This is a genomic window from Sphingomonas sp. IC-11, from assembly GCF_021043365.1.
Taxonomy (GTDB): domain Bacteria; phylum Pseudomonadota; class Alphaproteobacteria; order Sphingomonadales; family Sphingomonadaceae; genus Sphingomonas.
Genome location: NZ_JAJNDU010000001.1, coordinates 1342350 through 1356883, shown reverse-complemented (window position 1 = coordinate 1356883; position 14534 = coordinate 1342350). Strand labels below are relative to the sequence as shown.

At 63.4% G+C, this 14534-nt stretch carries 14 protein-coding genes; 10 read left to right on the top strand and 4 right to left on the bottom strand.

The annotated features are described in order from the left end of the window. The first annotated feature begins 6 nt into the window (after positions 1-6). The 6 genes from LQ954_RS06585 to LQ954_RS06560 all read left to right on the top strand — a co-directional run bounded on the left by LQ954_RS06585 (position 7) and on the right by LQ954_RS06560 (position 6237). Entirely contained in the window at positions 7-1374 is a 1368-nt protein-coding gene (locus tag LQ954_RS06585; RefSeq protein ID WP_231022734.1) for a peptidylprolyl isomerase, read from the top strand. A 31-nt stretch (positions 1375-1405) separates the two neighbouring features. Then, positions 1406-2380, top strand: coding sequence for a 4-hydroxythreonine-4-phosphate dehydrogenase PdxA (pdxA, locus tag LQ954_RS06580; RefSeq protein ID WP_231022420.1), 975 nt, complete (start codon positions 1406-1408; stop codon positions 2378-2380). Then, on the top strand, positions 2377-3228 hold the full coding sequence (gene rsmA, locus LQ954_RS06575; protein ID WP_231022419.1) for a 16S rRNA (adenine(1518)-N(6)/adenine(1519)-N(6))-dimethyltransferase RsmA: 852 nt from the start codon (positions 2377-2379) through the stop codon (positions 3226-3228). Before pdxA ends, rsmA begins: the two co-directional genes overlap by 4 nt. Before the next feature lie 466 nt (positions 3229-3694). After that, entirely contained in the window at positions 3695-5266 is a 1572-nt protein-coding gene (locus LQ954_RS06570; protein ID WP_231022418.1) for an ATP-binding protein, read from the top strand. Positions 5267-5280: 14 nt separating this feature from the next. Then, a complete protein-coding gene (locus tag LQ954_RS06565) occupies positions 5281-5841 on the top strand; it encodes a response regulator transcription factor (RefSeq protein WP_231022417.1) in 561 nt (186 codons plus the stop codon). 9 nt (positions 5842-5850) lie between these two features. Then, entirely contained in the window at positions 5851-6237 is a 387-nt protein-coding gene (locus LQ954_RS06560; protein ID WP_227770271.1) for a hypothetical protein, read from the top strand. Between the two features lie 118 nt (positions 6238-6355). On the opposite strand, the gene LQ954_RS06555 is transcribed toward LQ954_RS06560, so the two are convergent. From LQ954_RS06555 to guaB, 3 genes are read right to left on the bottom strand one after another with little or no spacing between them, the layout of a single operon-like run. Beyond that, positions 6356-6859 (bottom strand): tetratricopeptide repeat protein, encoded by a 504-nt coding sequence (locus tag LQ954_RS06555; RefSeq protein WP_231022416.1) that lies wholly within the window; start codon positions 6857-6859, stop codon positions 6356-6358. 34 nt (positions 6860-6893) lie between these two features. After that, a complete protein-coding gene (locus LQ954_RS06550; protein WP_231022415.1) occupies positions 6894-8066 on the bottom strand; it encodes an RsmB/NOP family class I SAM-dependent RNA methyltransferase in 1173 nt (390 codons plus the stop codon). Between the two features lie 6 nt (positions 8067-8072). Next, positions 8073-9530, bottom strand: a complete 1458-nt coding sequence (gene guaB, locus LQ954_RS06545) for an IMP dehydrogenase (RefSeq protein ID WP_227770274.1) — start codon at positions 9528-9530, stop codon at positions 8073-8075. 121 nt (positions 9531-9651) lie between these two features. Between guaB and LQ954_RS06540 the strand changes: the two genes are divergently transcribed. Next, positions 9652-10626, top strand: a complete 975-nt coding sequence (locus tag LQ954_RS06540) for an SPFH domain-containing protein (protein WP_231022414.1) — start codon at positions 9652-9654, stop codon at positions 10624-10626. After that, complete coding sequence (locus LQ954_RS06535) at positions 10623-11072, top strand: NfeD family protein (RefSeq protein ID WP_231022413.1); 450 nt, start codon at positions 10623-10625, stop codon at positions 11070-11072. Before LQ954_RS06540 ends, LQ954_RS06535 begins: the two co-directional genes overlap by 4 nt. On the opposite strand, the gene LQ954_RS06530 is transcribed toward LQ954_RS06535, so the two are convergent. Further along, a complete protein-coding gene (locus LQ954_RS06530; RefSeq protein WP_231022412.1) occupies positions 11073-12128 on the bottom strand; it encodes a mechanosensitive ion channel family protein in 1056 nt (351 codons plus the stop codon). Between the two features lie 164 nt (positions 12129-12292). On the opposite strand from LQ954_RS06530, the gene LQ954_RS06525 reads away from it, so the two are divergent. Then, positions 12293-12997 (top strand): response regulator transcription factor, encoded by a 705-nt coding sequence (locus LQ954_RS06525; protein ID WP_227770278.1) that lies wholly within the window; start codon positions 12293-12295, stop codon positions 12995-12997. Beyond that, complete coding sequence (locus tag LQ954_RS06520; RefSeq protein WP_231022411.1) at positions 12966-14534, top strand: stimulus-sensing domain-containing protein; 1569 nt, start codon at positions 12966-12968, stop codon at positions 14532-14534. The genes LQ954_RS06525 and LQ954_RS06520 overlap by 32 nt, the downstream gene beginning before the upstream one ends.

Genomic DNA, 14534 nt, shown 5'->3' with positions numbered 1-14534 from the left:
ACGACGATGGGCAACAAGGCGCTGCGGTTCGGCCGCGTCGCGGGCATGGTGCTGGCGCTGGCGGCTGCAGGTGCGGCGACCGGGCAGCAGGCGGGACCTGCGACGGTGAAAGATCAGTCTCTGCCGGACAACACCGGGCTGAACATCCCCCAGAACCTGGAAATCTTCGGCAGCGTCGACCCGAACGTTCGCAAGGCAACTGCGATCGTAAACGACAATGTTTTGACACGCACTGACGTGGACCAGCGGGTGGCGCTGATCCTCGCTGCGAACAATGTTCAGCTGAAGCCGGAGGAAATCGATCGGCTTCGCCTTCAGGTGCTGCGGCAGTTGATCGATGAGGTTCTGCAGATCCAGCAAGCGAAAACGGCCGAGATCACGATCACGGACGATGAACTGAACCAGAGCTTCAATCGCATCGCGACGAACTTCAATCGCACGCCTGAACAGTTCCGCGTCTTCCTGCGCGAGCAGGGTTCGTCTGAACGGTCGATCAAGCGCCAGATCGAGGGAGAACTCGCGTGGCAGCGGTATCTGCGTCGCCGTGTCGAGCCGTTCGTCAACGTCGGTGAGGAAGAGGTAAAGGCGATCCTCGATCGTCTGGAAGCCGCGAAGGGCACGGACGAGTTTCACCTCAACGAAATCTACCTTTCCGCAACTCCTGACCGCACCGAACAGGTCTATGCCGCCGCACGCCAGTTGATCGGTGAGATCCAGAAGGGTCAGGCACCGTTCGGCTATTTTGCGCGCAACTATTCCGAAGCCTCAACGCGCGGCGTTAATGGCGATCTCGGCTGGGTGCGTGGCGCGCAGTTGCCGGCCGAACTGGCCGAAGCCGCTGCGCAAATGCAGGTCGGTCAGGTGGTTGGCCCGATCCCGGTGCCGGGCGGGTTCTCGATCCTTCACTTGGTGGACAAGCGACAGGTGCTGACGGCAAATCCGCGTGACGCGCGTCTCAGCCTGAAGCAGATGACGATCAAGTTCCCACGTGGAACCACGCAGGCGCAGGCGAGCCAGCGAACCGCGAGCTTCGCGTCCACCCTCACGAAGCTTCAGGGCTGCGGCTCTGTTGAAAAGGTCGCTGCCACGATCAACGCCGAAGTCGTGCAGAACGACGCCATTCGGATCCGCGATCTTCCCGCGCCTTTGCAGGAGATCATGTTGAACCTTCAGGTCGGCCAAGCGACGCCGCCATTCGGCAACCCGGAAGAGGGCGTGCGGACCCTTGTCCTCTGCGGACGCGACGATACGGCTTCGGCCCAGCTCCCCGGCACCGAACAGATACAGAACCAGCTGGAGCAACAGCGCGTGAACCTTCGCGCGCAACAGGCGCTCCGTGACCTGCGTCGCGACGCCATCGTGGAGTATCGCTGAGATCTCGACCGTGGCACCTCTCGCTGTTTCCATGGGTGATCCCGCCGGGATCGGGCCGGAGGTCATTGCCAAGGCATGGGCTGTCCGCGAAGCGACATCGCTGCCGCCCTTTTTCGCGGTAGGGGACGCGCGCGCGATCGAACGTGTCTGGAACGGCCCCGTCGCGCGGATCACTGATCTTCGTGAGGTGGAGGCGGCCTTCGGCAACGCGCTTCCGGTCCTCACCGTCGAGGATGCCGGGGAAATCGTGCCAGGTCGGCCGGATGCAGACGGCGCACGCTGCGCACTCCATTCGCTCGAGCTCGCGGTTGGTCTCGCGCGCTCAAGCGCGGCGTCGGCACTGGTCACGGGGCCGGTATCAAAGGCACAACTCTACGGCATCGGCTTCAGTCACCCTGGCCAGACGGAATTCGTGGCGGAGCGGTTCGGCGTCGCCAAGGAGAATGCCGTGATGATGCTGGCTGGCCCTTCCCTGCGAGTCGTGCCGATGACCACGCATGTTCCGCTGGCACAGGTCGCATCGCTGCTCACGATTGACCTTGTGGTCGCCAAGGGGCGTGCGACGGCACGCGGGCTCCGTCGGAACTTTGGGGTGGAGGAGCCTCGCCTCGCCTTCGCCGGCTTCAACCCGCATGCGGGAGAGTCCGGCACGTTGGGCCGCGAGGAAATTGAGGTTCTGGAGCCTGCCATCGCGCAATTGCGGGAGGAGGGGATCAACGCCGTCGGCCCGTTCGCGGCGGACACGATGTTCCATGGTCGCGCTCGCGAGCAATATGACGCGGCGCTTTGCTGTTATCATGATCAGGCGCTCATCCCGCTCAAGGCGCTTCATTTCGATGAAGGTGTCAACATCACGCTAGGCCTTCCCGTGGTGCGCACTTCGCCGGATCACGGCACAGCGTTCGCACTCGCCGGCCAAAACAGGGCAGAGCCGGGCGCGATGATCGCGGCAATCGCTATGGCGGCAAAGGCTGCGGCGGTGCGAGCCGCCTGTCCAAACCTGTGACGGACCTGCCGCCGCTGCGCGAGGTGATCGCGCGGCATGGTCTCAGCGCTTCCAAGGCGCTTGGCCAAAACTTCCTCTTCGACGCTCAACTCCTCGCCCGCATCGCCCGCATTGCGGGTGATCTGGATAACGAGGAAGTTTTAGAGATCGGGCCTGGCCCGGGCGGATTGACCCGCGCACTGCTCGCCGCGGGTGCAAAGGTCACCGCAATCGAGCGCGATCGGCGGTGCATCCCCGCGCTCGCGGAGCTTGGCGACGCCTACCCCGGCCATCTGACCGTCATCGAAGGGGACGCGCTCGCGATCGATGCGCGTTCGCTCTTCGCTGGCAAGCCGCACATTGCCGCCAATCTCCCGTATAATGTGGGCACAGCCCTCCTCGTCGGATGGCTCTCGGCGGAATGGATGCCTTGGTGGCAGTCGCTTACCCTGATGTTCCAGCGCGAGGTCGCCGATCGCATCGTCGCAGCGCCGGGTACCGATGCCTACGGCAGGCTGGCGGTGCTCGCGCAATGGCGAAGCACACCGCGCATCGCGCTGCCGGTGCACCGCTCCGCCTTCACGCCGCCGCCAAAGGTGATGTCGGCCGTGGTGCACATCGTTCCCGACGAAGCGCCCGCTGGCGTGCAGCTGGCGAAGCTGGAAGCGCTTACGAGTGCGGCTTTCGGGCAGCGGCGGAAGATGTTGCGGCAAAGTCTGCGAGGCGTGTCTGGTGCCCTCACTGCCTTGGAGGCCGAAGGTATCGACTCAACGCGCCGTGCGGAAACCGTCTCCGTGTCCGAGTTTGTGGCTTTGGCGCGCCGCCTGTCCGCAAGCACGACCGAGCAGGCGACTATTACCGAAGGATAGAGTGCGCTTGGGAGGCCGGCGCGAACTCCCCAGTCATCCGGCCTCCCGTTCGCCCGGCTATGCAGCCGCTCCCGCCCGGCCGCTCCCTCCTCGACCCAGACGATTGCCCGCACGGCACGCAGGACGATTGATGTGAAGCCGGCCCCCTATTGCGCAGCTCCACATCATCATTGCTGTGACGGCCCCCCGTTTCGGTCCGTCACTATCCGTCGCGCCCTCAGAGGCGGGAGCAGCAATGCCCCGCCCGCCGCCTCATGGTTATCCGGGAAATACCCGGTAAGTCACCGCCATACCGGGTATTTCCCTGCTTGGCCGACCTCAGTTCACGGGCCAACGGTACGCCTCGAATGTTCCGTGCTACGTACGGGACTTACGAAAACCACCGGGGAAGGGCCCGCCGTTCGGGAATGCCATGGCCAGCCGCGCGCTCCATCATGCTGGTAATCCAGTCACATGGCGTTCTTCGTTGACGCTCTCCAAGGGATATGCGCGCGACGCGGGGCTGCTGGCGCTCTATGCCATCGGCTTCGTCATCACGCACCGAATTGCCGCTGCCTGGGATGGTGACGGCTATTACTCGCTATGGTTTCCTGCTGCCGGGCTACGCTTTGCGCTTCTCTGGCGCGCCGGTGCACGGTTCACGCTGCCCGTCGCGGTGGTCGAACTTGGTATGGACGTCCTGACCGGCGCGGTTGTGTTGACCACTTCGGATTGGCTGATGACCGTGTCCGCCGTCGTGAGGCCAGTCTTCGCCTATGGCTTAACGGTATTTGCTATTCGCCGGTTGCTCCGGCGCATGGAGAGCCGCGGCGTGCTATTCACGGCGCCGATGCCCTTCGCTGTGGGCAGCGTGCTGGCACCTATCGCCGCTGCCCTTGCTGCGGTTCCCCAGGCCCTCCTGCGCCCTGACCTGACGGGTGTCACCGATCTGCGCGCCGTTGTGCTCTCGCTCAATGCCTTCGCCATTGGTGACTTGCTGGGTGTGCTCCTAGTGGCCCCGCCTCTGCTCTGGGCCGCGGACCATGTCAGCGGCCGGAACCGCTTCGCGATCCGCCGGCGTAAGGTTCGGGTCCTCGTTGAGGGGGCGGCGGTTCTCGCCGTTGGTATTCTCCTGGCGGTCGGTCTCGCCTGGATAGGCCTCGGGTTACAGCCTGCACCTGTGTTGGTCGCCATCGCCTGGGTCGGTCTTCGCCTGGGGCGCTTTGGAGCATGGTGCGCATTGCTGACAGTCGCCACTATCGTTCTGCCGTTCACCGCCGGAGAGATGACGACAGCCGCGCGCCTTCATCTCCACCTCGGGCTCGCCACCCTTGTGGTGACGGGCTATCTCGCCGGAAGCTTCGCAGATGCCCAAGTGCGGGCGCGCGAGGATCTTGCCCGGCGTGATCGGCTGCTTTTCCAGGCCGAGCGACTGAAGACGCTGCGCGCGATGTCCGTGGCGGTGATCCACGAAATTTCGCAGCCGCTGTCGACCCTCTCGATCGAGGCACGCCACCTTCACGAATCCGCCGCTGACGCCCCACCGGAGGTAGCCGCCACGGCGGCGCTGATCCACGCCAAGGCGACTCAACTGTCGGAGCTTGTCCGTCGCTTGCGTCGCTATGGCGGCCGCGCCGTTGATGAACCAACCCCTTTGCCGGTCAGTGCGCTGATGGACAGCGTTCTTGCCCTCGCCCGGCCTGAGGTTTCCGCCGCCGGTGTCACCCTCAGCGTCAGCCGGGGCGACGAAGATCTTGTCGTGCTCGGGCAGGAAGTAGAGCTCGCCCAGGCGATGATGAACCTGATCCGCAACGCTGCGCAAGCATGTGGACCGAGCGGAGAAGTAACGCTCGCGGCCGAGCAGGAGGGCGATCTCGTGCGCCTGAGCGTCCAGAACACCTGCTTGCCGGGACAACCTGCTCAGCCCGGCATGGGGGTAGGAACGCTGATCGCGCGGGCGATTGTGGAGGCTCACGGCGGCACGCTGGTTCGAGTCACGGAACAGAGCGGCCGCGTACGCGCGACAATCGCGCTTCCGCTCGTGGGGGAACCGGGGTGAGGGAATGCGAGAGCGTGTACGTCGTCGATGACGACCCGGATCTTGCCGCGAGCGTATCCCGGTTGCTGCGGCGACAGGGTTATGCTGCCGAGCCTATCCTCGATCCCGCCGCGTTGCTGCACGTCTACGCTGAAGCGCCAGCACATTGCATCGTTACGGATGTCATGATGGGAGATCTGGACGGCTTCGCCTTCGCCGATCAGGTCCGCGTGCTCGATCCAGACGTCGCAATTGTTTTCATGACCGCTTGGCCCACCACGGCAAACGCCGTGGACTCGGTCCGGCGCTATGGCGGGCTGGACTATCTGGAGAAGCCGATCGACGAGGATCGCCTGCTCGCCGCAGTGCGGGAAGGAGTGGCTTGGAGCCATGATCGCCGCGCAGTCACCGCCCGCACAGCCAATCTTACTCCTCGAGAGCGGCAGGTCTTCGATCTGCTCGTGCAGGGCCACCCAAACAAGGTGGTCGCCGACCGCTTGGGCCTTTCCCCAAAAACCGTCGAGGATCATCGCGCCTCGGTCCTTGCCAAGACCGGGGCGAGCGGCCTCGCCCAACTTATCGCTTTATCAAAGTGAGTTACGTCCATGACCGCTTCCGTCGTAACAGAGCCGCATCAGCGTCGCATGGATGAGATGCTGATCGAACTGGCGATCCTCGGCGTGCTGGCCGAACGTACCGAAATTTACCCGTCACATCTGGTTGGCGAGTTGCGTCGACGTCTACCGTCGATCCCCGGGGCGCATGTGCGCCCCGTGCTGGAGCGGTTGTGGAAGGAACGTCGCGTGGCTCGCTTGTGGCATCGCTATCTGTTGCCGGATCGGGTGCCCGCTGTGCGTGAGAAGTGGCTGGAGATGATCGATCGCCGTCGTGACGATCTGGAGGCTCTGGAAACGAACGAGAACGGTTACACCGAAGGACGCGCAATCCTGCTCGCCTGGGACGGGTGGCGGGTTGGCAACGTGGAAGCCTGAGTCACGCGCCCGCCAGCGTTAGACATTGAGTCCGGCGCTGCGCCCGCAACGCCGCGGCTCTCATCTACTGCGATCAAGCGGAGACATCACTGCTGAACGGCCGGCAGGCTGCGAATCGTCAGTTTTTCGCCGGCACCTGCTTGGTCGTATTCGCCTGTGCCGTCGAAACTGACGGTCCCTTGGCAATCGCGGCGGCTAGCGAGGTTGCCTGCGGGCAGGTAGTCTTGCAGATCGATTTGACCCGCGCCAGATTTTCCTTCGCGCGTGCGATCGCCCCTTTGGCGACCAGCGCCTGCCCCTGACCCTTCAGCGCATCCACGTCGTCGGGCTCAAGCAACAGCGCCTCGCGGTACAGCCGGATCGCCTTGCCAGGTAGCCCCCGCCCTTCCGACAGTTCGGCGAGCACGATGAAGGCCTGACGGTTGCGCGGATCCACGGCTACCGCCGTTTCCAGCAGGTCAATCGCGGTTTCCACGTTACCTGCGGCGCGGGCAGCCTTGCCTTGCTGCAGCAGGGCGAGCGACTTGGCATCAATCTGGTCGTCAGGCCGCTGGCCGTGGAGCGACGTCGAGATCGAGACCATCGCAAGCGCGGCGGCTACGGCGACAGACGTGTAACGCATCAAGGGCTCCAGCTTCGGCACGGCGTAGTTGGAGTTAGCACGGTGCCACTAGGCGCGCGACGAAAAAACCGTCGCTTTGATCCTGCGCCGGCGACAGGCGAACTCCCCTGCCGTGCGCTGCGCCGATTGGCAGCGTCGGATCCGCCGCCGTCCACCCAGCATGTGCGGAGAGGAAGTTGTCGACCTGGTCCTTGCCTTCGGCATCTAGCAACGAGCACACGACATAAACGATCGCGCCACCAGGCTTCACCAGTGGCGCTGCCACTTCCAGCACATGTGCCTGCATTGCGACGAACCGGCTCAGTCGTTCCGGCGTTAAGCGCCAACGCGCCTCCGGGTTGCGCCGCCACGTGCCCGTTCCCGAACAGGGCGCGTCCACAAATACCAGGTCTGCCCCTGCTTGCAGGTCGCCAAGTCGTTGTGCTTCCCGGCCAGGGTCCAGCAACCGGCTCTCGACAATGGTAAGGTTCGCCCGCTCGGCCCGCGGCGCGAGACGGGACAGCCGCCCCCGATCCACGTCACACGCGACAATGCGGCCGCGATCCTCCATCGTGTCGCCCAGCGCCAGCGTCTTGCCCCCGGCACCGGCGCACAGGTCGATGACGGTCATACCCGGGCCTACCTGCGCCGCGAGCGACACCGCTTGGCTGCCTGCGTCCTGCACTTCGACCGCGCCGGCGAGGCTCGCGACATCGGATCCCGCCGGCAATCGCCAGCCCCGTTCAAGATGCGCAATTGGCTGCGCATCCGGAAACGCAGACAAGAGCTCTCGAGCGTCAACGTCGCGGCGGGCTCGAACATCCAAAGGTGCTCGTTCGACCAGAGCCGGCCATGAGGCCGATTGAATTCCGGATCGTTCCAGTTCGCGCGCAATCCAGGCCGGAACAACACCTCTTTCGGCCACAGGCTCCCCGGGTTCGATGGCAGCGGGGCCATGTTGGGAGCCGTCAAATCGACTTGCCAGCTCGGGATCGCTCTGGGCGACAAGCAACATCGCCCCCCGTCCGCTGCTCGGCGGCTCGCCGCACTGCCGGACCGCGGTGTATACCAGCTCGCGAATGGCGCGACGGTCCTTCGAACCCGCATATCGCCGGGATGCGAAATAGCGCGCGATTAGCGTATCGGCCGCCGCTCCCCCCTCTCGGGCAGCGGCGATAATGGCGTCGAGCAGCTCGATCGCCGCCTGAGTCCGTGCGGCTGGCGTCATCTTGCCTCAGCGCGTCGGATAATTTGGCGCCTCGCGCGTGATCGTCACATCGTGAACGTGGCTTTCCTTCAGCCCCGCGCCCGTGATGCGGACGAAGTTTGCACGATCGCGCAGGTCCGACAGTGTGGCCGACCCCGTATACCCCATCGCCGCCTTGATGCCTCCAACTAGCTGATGGATCACGTCGCGCGCCGGCCCCTTGAAGGGCACCTGTCCCTCGATGCCTTCAGGTACGAGCTTCAGCTGATCTTTGATTTCGCCTTGGAAATAACGATCCGCGGAGCCGCGCCCCATCGCGCCCACGCTACCCATTCCACGGTACGATTTATATGCGCGCCCCTGGTAGATAAAGGTCTCGCCCGGTGCTTCTTCGGTCCCGGCCAGCAGGGAGCCAACCATGCAGGTCGAGGCGCCCGCGGCCAGTGCCTTGGCGAGATCACCAGACGTGCGCAGTCCGCCGTCCGCAATTACCGGAACACCGGTTCCCGCTGCCGCCTCGGCGCAATCCATCACAGCCGTCAGCTGCGGAACGCCCACGCCGGCAACGACGCGAGTCGTGCAGATCGACCCCGGGCCGATCCCCACCTTGATCCCGTCCGCGCCGGCGTCGATCAAGGCTCGCGTCGCCTCTCCGGTGGCTACGTTGCCAGCGACGACCTGCACCGAATTGGACAGCTTCTTCACGCGCTCCACGGCGCGCGCCACGTCACGATTGTGCCCGTGCGCGGTGTCAATGACGACGAGGTCGCACTCCGCGTCCACCAGCGCCTCGGTGCGCTCAAAGCCCTTGTCCCCCACGGTGGTCGCTGCAGCGACCCGCAAGCGCCCGGCCGCGTCTTTTGTCGCGTCTGGGTAGGTCACCGCCTTCTCGATGTCCTTGACCGTGATCAGGCCAACGCACCGGTAACTCTCGTCGACGACGATCAGCTTCTCGATCCGGCGCTGGTGAAGGAGACGCCGAGCCTCTTCCTGTCCCACGCCGACGCGCACTGTAGCCAGATTGTCGCGGGTCATTAGTTCCGAGACCGGCTGCATCGGGTTTTCGGCAAACCGGACATCCCGATTGGTGAGGATGCCGACCAGCTTCCCGTCATGTTCGACTACCGGAATGCCGCTGATCCGGTTCTGGGCCATCATTGCCTGCGCTTCGGCCAGGGTCGCCTGCGGCGTTATCGTGATCGGGTTGACCACCATTCCACTTTCGAAGCGCTTTACCTGCCGGACCGCCGCAACCTGTTCTTCCACGGTGAGGTTACGGTGCAGCACGCCCAGCCCACCAAGCTGCGCCATGACAATCGCCATGTCCGCTTCCGTGACCGTGTCCATCGCGGAAGAAAGGATCGGGATGTTGAGCGAAATGTCGCGCGACACTCGGGTCCTTGTGTCGGCCTCGCTCGGCAACACCTCGGATGCAGCCGGAACGAGGAGAACGTCGTCGAAGGTGAGGCCGAGCCGAATATCCATGAAGTGCCGTTTCCGTGTCGCGCAGGAGTGGCGGGCCATGTAACCGCGACAGCGACGATCCGCTAGGCCCCCTCGCCGCCCGCTGCTAAGCTGAGCCAAATTCGGGGAGGATTAAACGCGCATGGCACTCGTCGCCGCCACGCTGGTCCTGGCTTTGGTGCTGCTCTACCTCGTGGTCAGCATCAAGATCGTGCGTCAGGGCTATCAATACACAATCGAGCATTTCGGCCGCTACACGACAACGGCCGCGCCCGGCTTCAACTTCTATCCCGCCTTCTTCTATCGCGTCGGTCGACGCGTGAACATGATGGAGCAGGTGATCGACATCCCTGGGCAGGAAATCATCACCAAAGACAATGCGATGATCTCCACCGATGGGGTCGTATTCTTCCAGGTGCTTGACGCCGCAAAAGCCGCCTACGAGGTGTCGGATCTCTATGTGGCGCTGCTTCAGCTCACCACGACCAACCTACGCACCGTGATGGGCTCGATGGACCTGGACGAAACTTTGTCCAAGCGGGACGAGATCAACGCACGCCTGCTTAGTGTTGTGGATCATGCCACAACCCCTTGGGGCGTGAAGATTACGCGGGTCGAAATCAAGGACATCCGGCCGCCCGCCGACATCGTCAACGCTATGGGTCGCCAGATGAAGGCGGAGCGCGAGAAGCGCGCCAATATCTTAGAGGCGGAGGGCATGCGCGCTTCAGAGATCCTGCGCGCCGAAGGGCAAAAGCAAGCTCGCATTCTGGAGGCCGAAGGACGTCGCGAGTCGGCGTTTCGCGACGCCGAGGCACGCGAACGCGCAGCAGAAGCGGAGGCCAAGGCAAGCCAGGTGGTCTCGGCAGCGATCGAAAGTGGTGGCACACAGAGCCTGAACTATTTCATCGCGCAAAAATACGTGGAGGCAGTGGGCAAGTTCGCGACCAGCCCAAATGCGAAGACCATCCTGTTCCCCGTGGAAGCAACCCAGTTGATCAGTACGTTGGGCGGGATTGGCGAATTGGCTAAAGCGACATTTGGTGACAATTCGCCCACCGGCTCACCGCTGGCGAAGCCACCCATAACCGCCATGCGCGGGGAACCGTCGCAATGACGATCACGGCTTTAACGGCAAATGCGCCGGTCTTCTGGTTGCTCGTGGCTGTCATGCTCGCGGCTGCCGAACTGGCCGTTCCTGGCGTGTTTCTGGTATTCCTGGGAGTGGCAGCTGCGATCGTTTCTGCTGCCACCTATGTTTTCCCTGATCTGCCCATCGCCGCTCAGCTCGGCGCGTTCGCGATGTGGAGCGTTGTCGCGGTCTTGATCGGAAGGCGATGGTACATGGATTACCCTGTGGAAACGAGCGATCCGCTGCTGAACGATCGCGCCGCTCGTTTGGTCGGGGAGACTGTTACAGTGGCAGATCCGATTGTCGCTGGCCGAGGACGCGTCCGTGTTGGCGATGGGGAGTGGCCGGCATCAGGTCCGGACGCCCCCGCTGGCGCTCGCATGCGGATCATATCCGTTGCCAGTGGGATCTTGGTCGTCGAACCGGTTTGATCAGGCGCGGCTGTCGTCTCGCCGCCCGCCGGAGACCTGATCCGCATAGAGGAGCCGGCGCTTCGGAAGGGCTTCGGGCATCTCGTCGCGGATAAATGCGAGCATTGCCTCTCGAATGTCGCATCGCAGGTCAAAGGCCGTTGGTGCGTCCTTGGCGGTTGCAAGGACGCGCACTTCGATTGCCTCCGGTTTTGTATCGGTCACCTGAAGTACGTACGCGCGCCCGTCCCAGCGTGGGTTGGCGCGCACGATCTCCTCGAACTTACCACGCAAACGCGGGACGTCAGCGGTGGGATCAAGCCAAAAGAAGGCACTTCCCAGCAACTTGCTCGTGTTCCGGGTCCAGTTCTGGAACGGCATCTCCAGAAAGCGGGACACCGGCACGATAAGCCGCCGCTCGTCCCACAGAGCCACCACAACATAGGTGAGTCGGATTTCCTCGACCTTTCCCCACTCGCCCTCGATAATCAGTACGTCGTCGATGCGGATCGGCTCGGTAAATGCGAGCTGCACGCCGGCGATCAGGTTTTTCAACGCCGGCTGAGCTGCTGCGCCAACGGCAAGCCCCGCAAGACCGGCCGACGCCATCAAGGTGATGCCGACGCTTCGGATGCTTGGAATGGAGAGAAGCATCAGCGCGACCGTCACGATCGACACACCGATAATTACAATCCTGCCCAGGATCGCTGCGCGCGTGCGACGGCGGCGGGCACGAAGATTGTCTTCAACGGCAATGTCGTAGCGAAGCTCGATAGCGCGGATGTAAACCTGGACGACCGTGATGATCAGCCATCCGATCAGCCCAGGTACGATAAAGCCCGCCGCAAGCTGCCACAGGTCATCTAGCCAATCCGGCAAAATGAGGAAACGGCGCGATATCGCGAGCGCAACCGCGACGGCGATCCACCGGGAAGGTCTGGCAGATAGGGCAAGCGCGGCATCGTCGACCGAGTCCGGCGTTCTCCCCGCGATGCGCCGGCCCAGCGCCATAAACAAGGCGTGCAGAACCAGCGCGAGCGTCACTGCACCAAACACGATCGCGATGTTGGCGATCATGCCCGGCACTCCCCAGCCGCTCCAATACGCATCCATGACCAAGTAATGAGACTGGAACGCGTGTGGTTCCGCCGCAGCGCAACATTGTGATGCCACGAGGCGTGAAGCGGGCGAGCCGCAACGCTGGCATTGAGCAAGGCGGCCGTTTGCACTAACGCCGTTCCATGACGGCAACGATCGCGCTCGTCGATGACGACCGCAACATCCTTACCTCCGTTTCGATCGCGCTCCAGGCTGAGGGTTTCTTGACCCGCTTGTACCCCGATGGCGAAACGGCGCTCAAAGCACTGGTGGACAATCCCCCTGACCTCGCCATCTTCGACATCAAGATGCCGAGGATGGATGGGTTGGAGTTGCTCCGTCGCGTGCGCGAACGCAGCCAGGTTCCGGTAATCTTCCTGACCAGTAAGGACGATGAGCTGGACGAAGCGCTCGGGCTCGCCATGGGGGCGGACGACTACATCTCCAAACCCTTCAGCCAGCGGCTGCTGATCGCTCGCATACGCGCCATCCTGCGACGCACCGAATTGGCGCAGGCACAAGACGCCGGGGAGCCGGATGCCGCATCGCCCATCGAACGCGGGCGGCTGGCCATGGACCCTGCGCGTCACCGCGTAACTTGGAACGGCGAGGCCGTGACGCTCACCGTCACCGAGTTCCTGATCCTCGAAACACTTGCACAGCGACCGGGGATCGTGAAGACGCGCAACCAGTTGATGGACGCTGCTTACCAGGACGACATCTACGTCGACGACCGCACCATCGACTCTCATATCAAGCGCGTGCGTCGGAAATTCCGCCAGGTAGATCCGACCTTTGACGCCATCGAGACCTTGTATGGCGCCGGATACCGTTTCTCCGAAGAGTGACAGCAATGACCTGACGCTGCGTTGGTCGGGCCGCGTATCGCTTACGCGGCGCATCCTTGCGGTGAATATCTTCGCGTTGCTTCTGCTCGCGGGCGGGTTCTTCTATCTCGACAGCTATCGGGCTCGCATTCTCGACAACCGAACGCAGCAAGCGATGCAGGAGGCGAAGCTTATTGCCGAAGCGCTCGGGGTTGTACCGCCGGATCAGCGCGCCCAACTGATACGCCAGCTGGCCCGAGACACTGGCACTCGATTGCGATTGTACTCGCCGAGCGGTGCGCTCCTCGCCGACAGTCGCCTTCTTGGTGAACGCAATTTCCGGTTGCGCGATCCGGATAAGGACGGCGCAGGGCAACGGATAGCCCGCTTCCTGGATGCTGGCATTGACACCGTAGTCGGGGCCAAGCGCCCCCCACTCTATCGAGAGAAGGCCAGCGGTCATCGATGGACGGATGTGCGCACCGCCCTCGTCGGCTATCCGTCAGCGACAGTCTGGCGTGCTCCTGATCGTACCCCAGTAATCACAGCGGCGGCGAAGATCACCGGCGGCCAAGCCGCGATAATGACCACGGTGAACGCCCGGGACATCACCCAGACCGTCCGCGTCGAACGCTTCCGCCTTAGCGTCGTGTTGTTGGTGGTAACCCTCGTCTCGGTGTTCCTGTCCTTGTTCTTGGCACGTACGATCGTGCGGCCTTTGCGCAGGCTCGCGCGTGCTGCGGTTCGCGTTCGGCTAGGCCGCGCCCGCGAAGTGGTCGTTCCTCGCCTTCCCGAACGAAAGGACGAAATCGGCCTGCTGGCGCGGGCACTCTCCGACATGAGCTTGGCACTGCGCGCCAGGATCGACGCGACAGAGGCCTTCGCCGCAGACGTCACGCACGAACTCAAGAATCCATTGGCTTCGCTGCGCTCGGCTGTGGACGGGCTCGGCAGCGTTCACGATCCTGCCTTGCAGGAGCGATTGCTTTCGATCGTTCGAGACGACATTCACCGACTGGATCGCCTGATTAGCGACATATCTGATGCTTCGCGCATCGACGCTCAGCTAAGTCGCGCCAAGTTCGAAATCGTTGATGCGGCCGCGATGCTTCGCGGCATTCTCATGCAGCGTGAGGAGCGTGGTATTGAGCGTGGTGTGAGGCTGCGCTTCGATCAGGAAGAAGGCGGATCGCTTCTCGTCTCGGGTGAGGGCGCCCGCCTCGAACGCGTGTTCGAAAACCTGATCGATAACGCAGTTTCGTTTTCGCCGGACGACGGCCTTGTTTCGATCGCAGCGCTCGCGCGCGACGATAAGCTAGAGCTTCGTTTCGAAGACGAGGGGCCGGGGGTGCCAGAAGAGGCTCGTGAGGCCATCTTTCGCCGGTTTCATTCCGTTCGTCCAAGCAACGAAGGGTTCGGGCGCCACTCGGGGCTAGGGCTCGCGATTGCGCGCACGATCGTGGAGGCGCATGGGGGTTCCATTCACGTGGAGTCGCGGGAGGATCGCTTGAGCGGCGCACGTTTCCTGGTTCATCTCCCCCTCATTTCGCGGCCATGA

What these genes read in the sequence shown, in the direction of transcription:
- LQ954_RS06585 (WP_231022734.1), top strand. Translation starts at nt 7, where the DNA reads ATGGGCAACAAGGCGCTGCGGTTCGGCCGCGTCGCGGGCATGGTGCTG.
- pdxA (WP_231022420.1), top strand. Translation starts at nt 1,406, where the DNA reads ATGGGTGATCCCGCCGGGATCGGGCCGGAGGTCATTGCCAAGGCATGG.
- LQ954_RS06560 (WP_227770271.1), top strand. Translation starts at nt 5,851, where the DNA reads ATGACCGCTTCCGTCGTAACAGAGCCGCATCAGCGTCGCATGGATGAG.
- LQ954_RS06555 (WP_231022416.1), bottom strand. Translation starts at nt 6,859, where the DNA reads ATGCGTTACACGTCTGTCGCCGTAGCCGCCGCGCTTGCGATGGTCTCG.
- LQ954_RS06550 (WP_231022415.1), bottom strand. Translation starts at nt 8,066, where the DNA reads ATGACGCCAGCCGCACGGACTCAGGCGGCGATCGAGCTGCTCGACGCC.
- guaB (WP_227770274.1), bottom strand. Translation starts at nt 9,530, where the DNA reads ATGGATATTCGGCTCGGCCTCACCTTCGACGACGTTCTCCTCGTTCCG.
- LQ954_RS06540 (WP_231022414.1), top strand. Translation starts at nt 9,652, where the DNA reads ATGGCACTCGTCGCCGCCACGCTGGTCCTGGCTTTGGTGCTGCTCTAC.
- LQ954_RS06535 (WP_231022413.1), top strand. Translation starts at nt 10,623, where the DNA reads ATGACGATCACGGCTTTAACGGCAAATGCGCCGGTCTTCTGGTTGCTC.
- LQ954_RS06530 (WP_231022412.1), bottom strand. Translation starts at nt 12,128, where the DNA reads ATGATCGCCAACATCGCGATCGTGTTTGGTGCAGTGACGCTCGCGCTG.
- LQ954_RS06525 (WP_227770278.1), top strand. Translation starts at nt 12,293, where the DNA reads ATGACGGCAACGATCGCGCTCGTCGATGACGACCGCAACATCCTTACC.
- LQ954_RS06520 (WP_231022411.1), top strand. Translation starts at nt 12,966, where the DNA reads ATGGCGCCGGATACCGTTTCTCCGAAGAGTGACAGCAATGACCTGACG.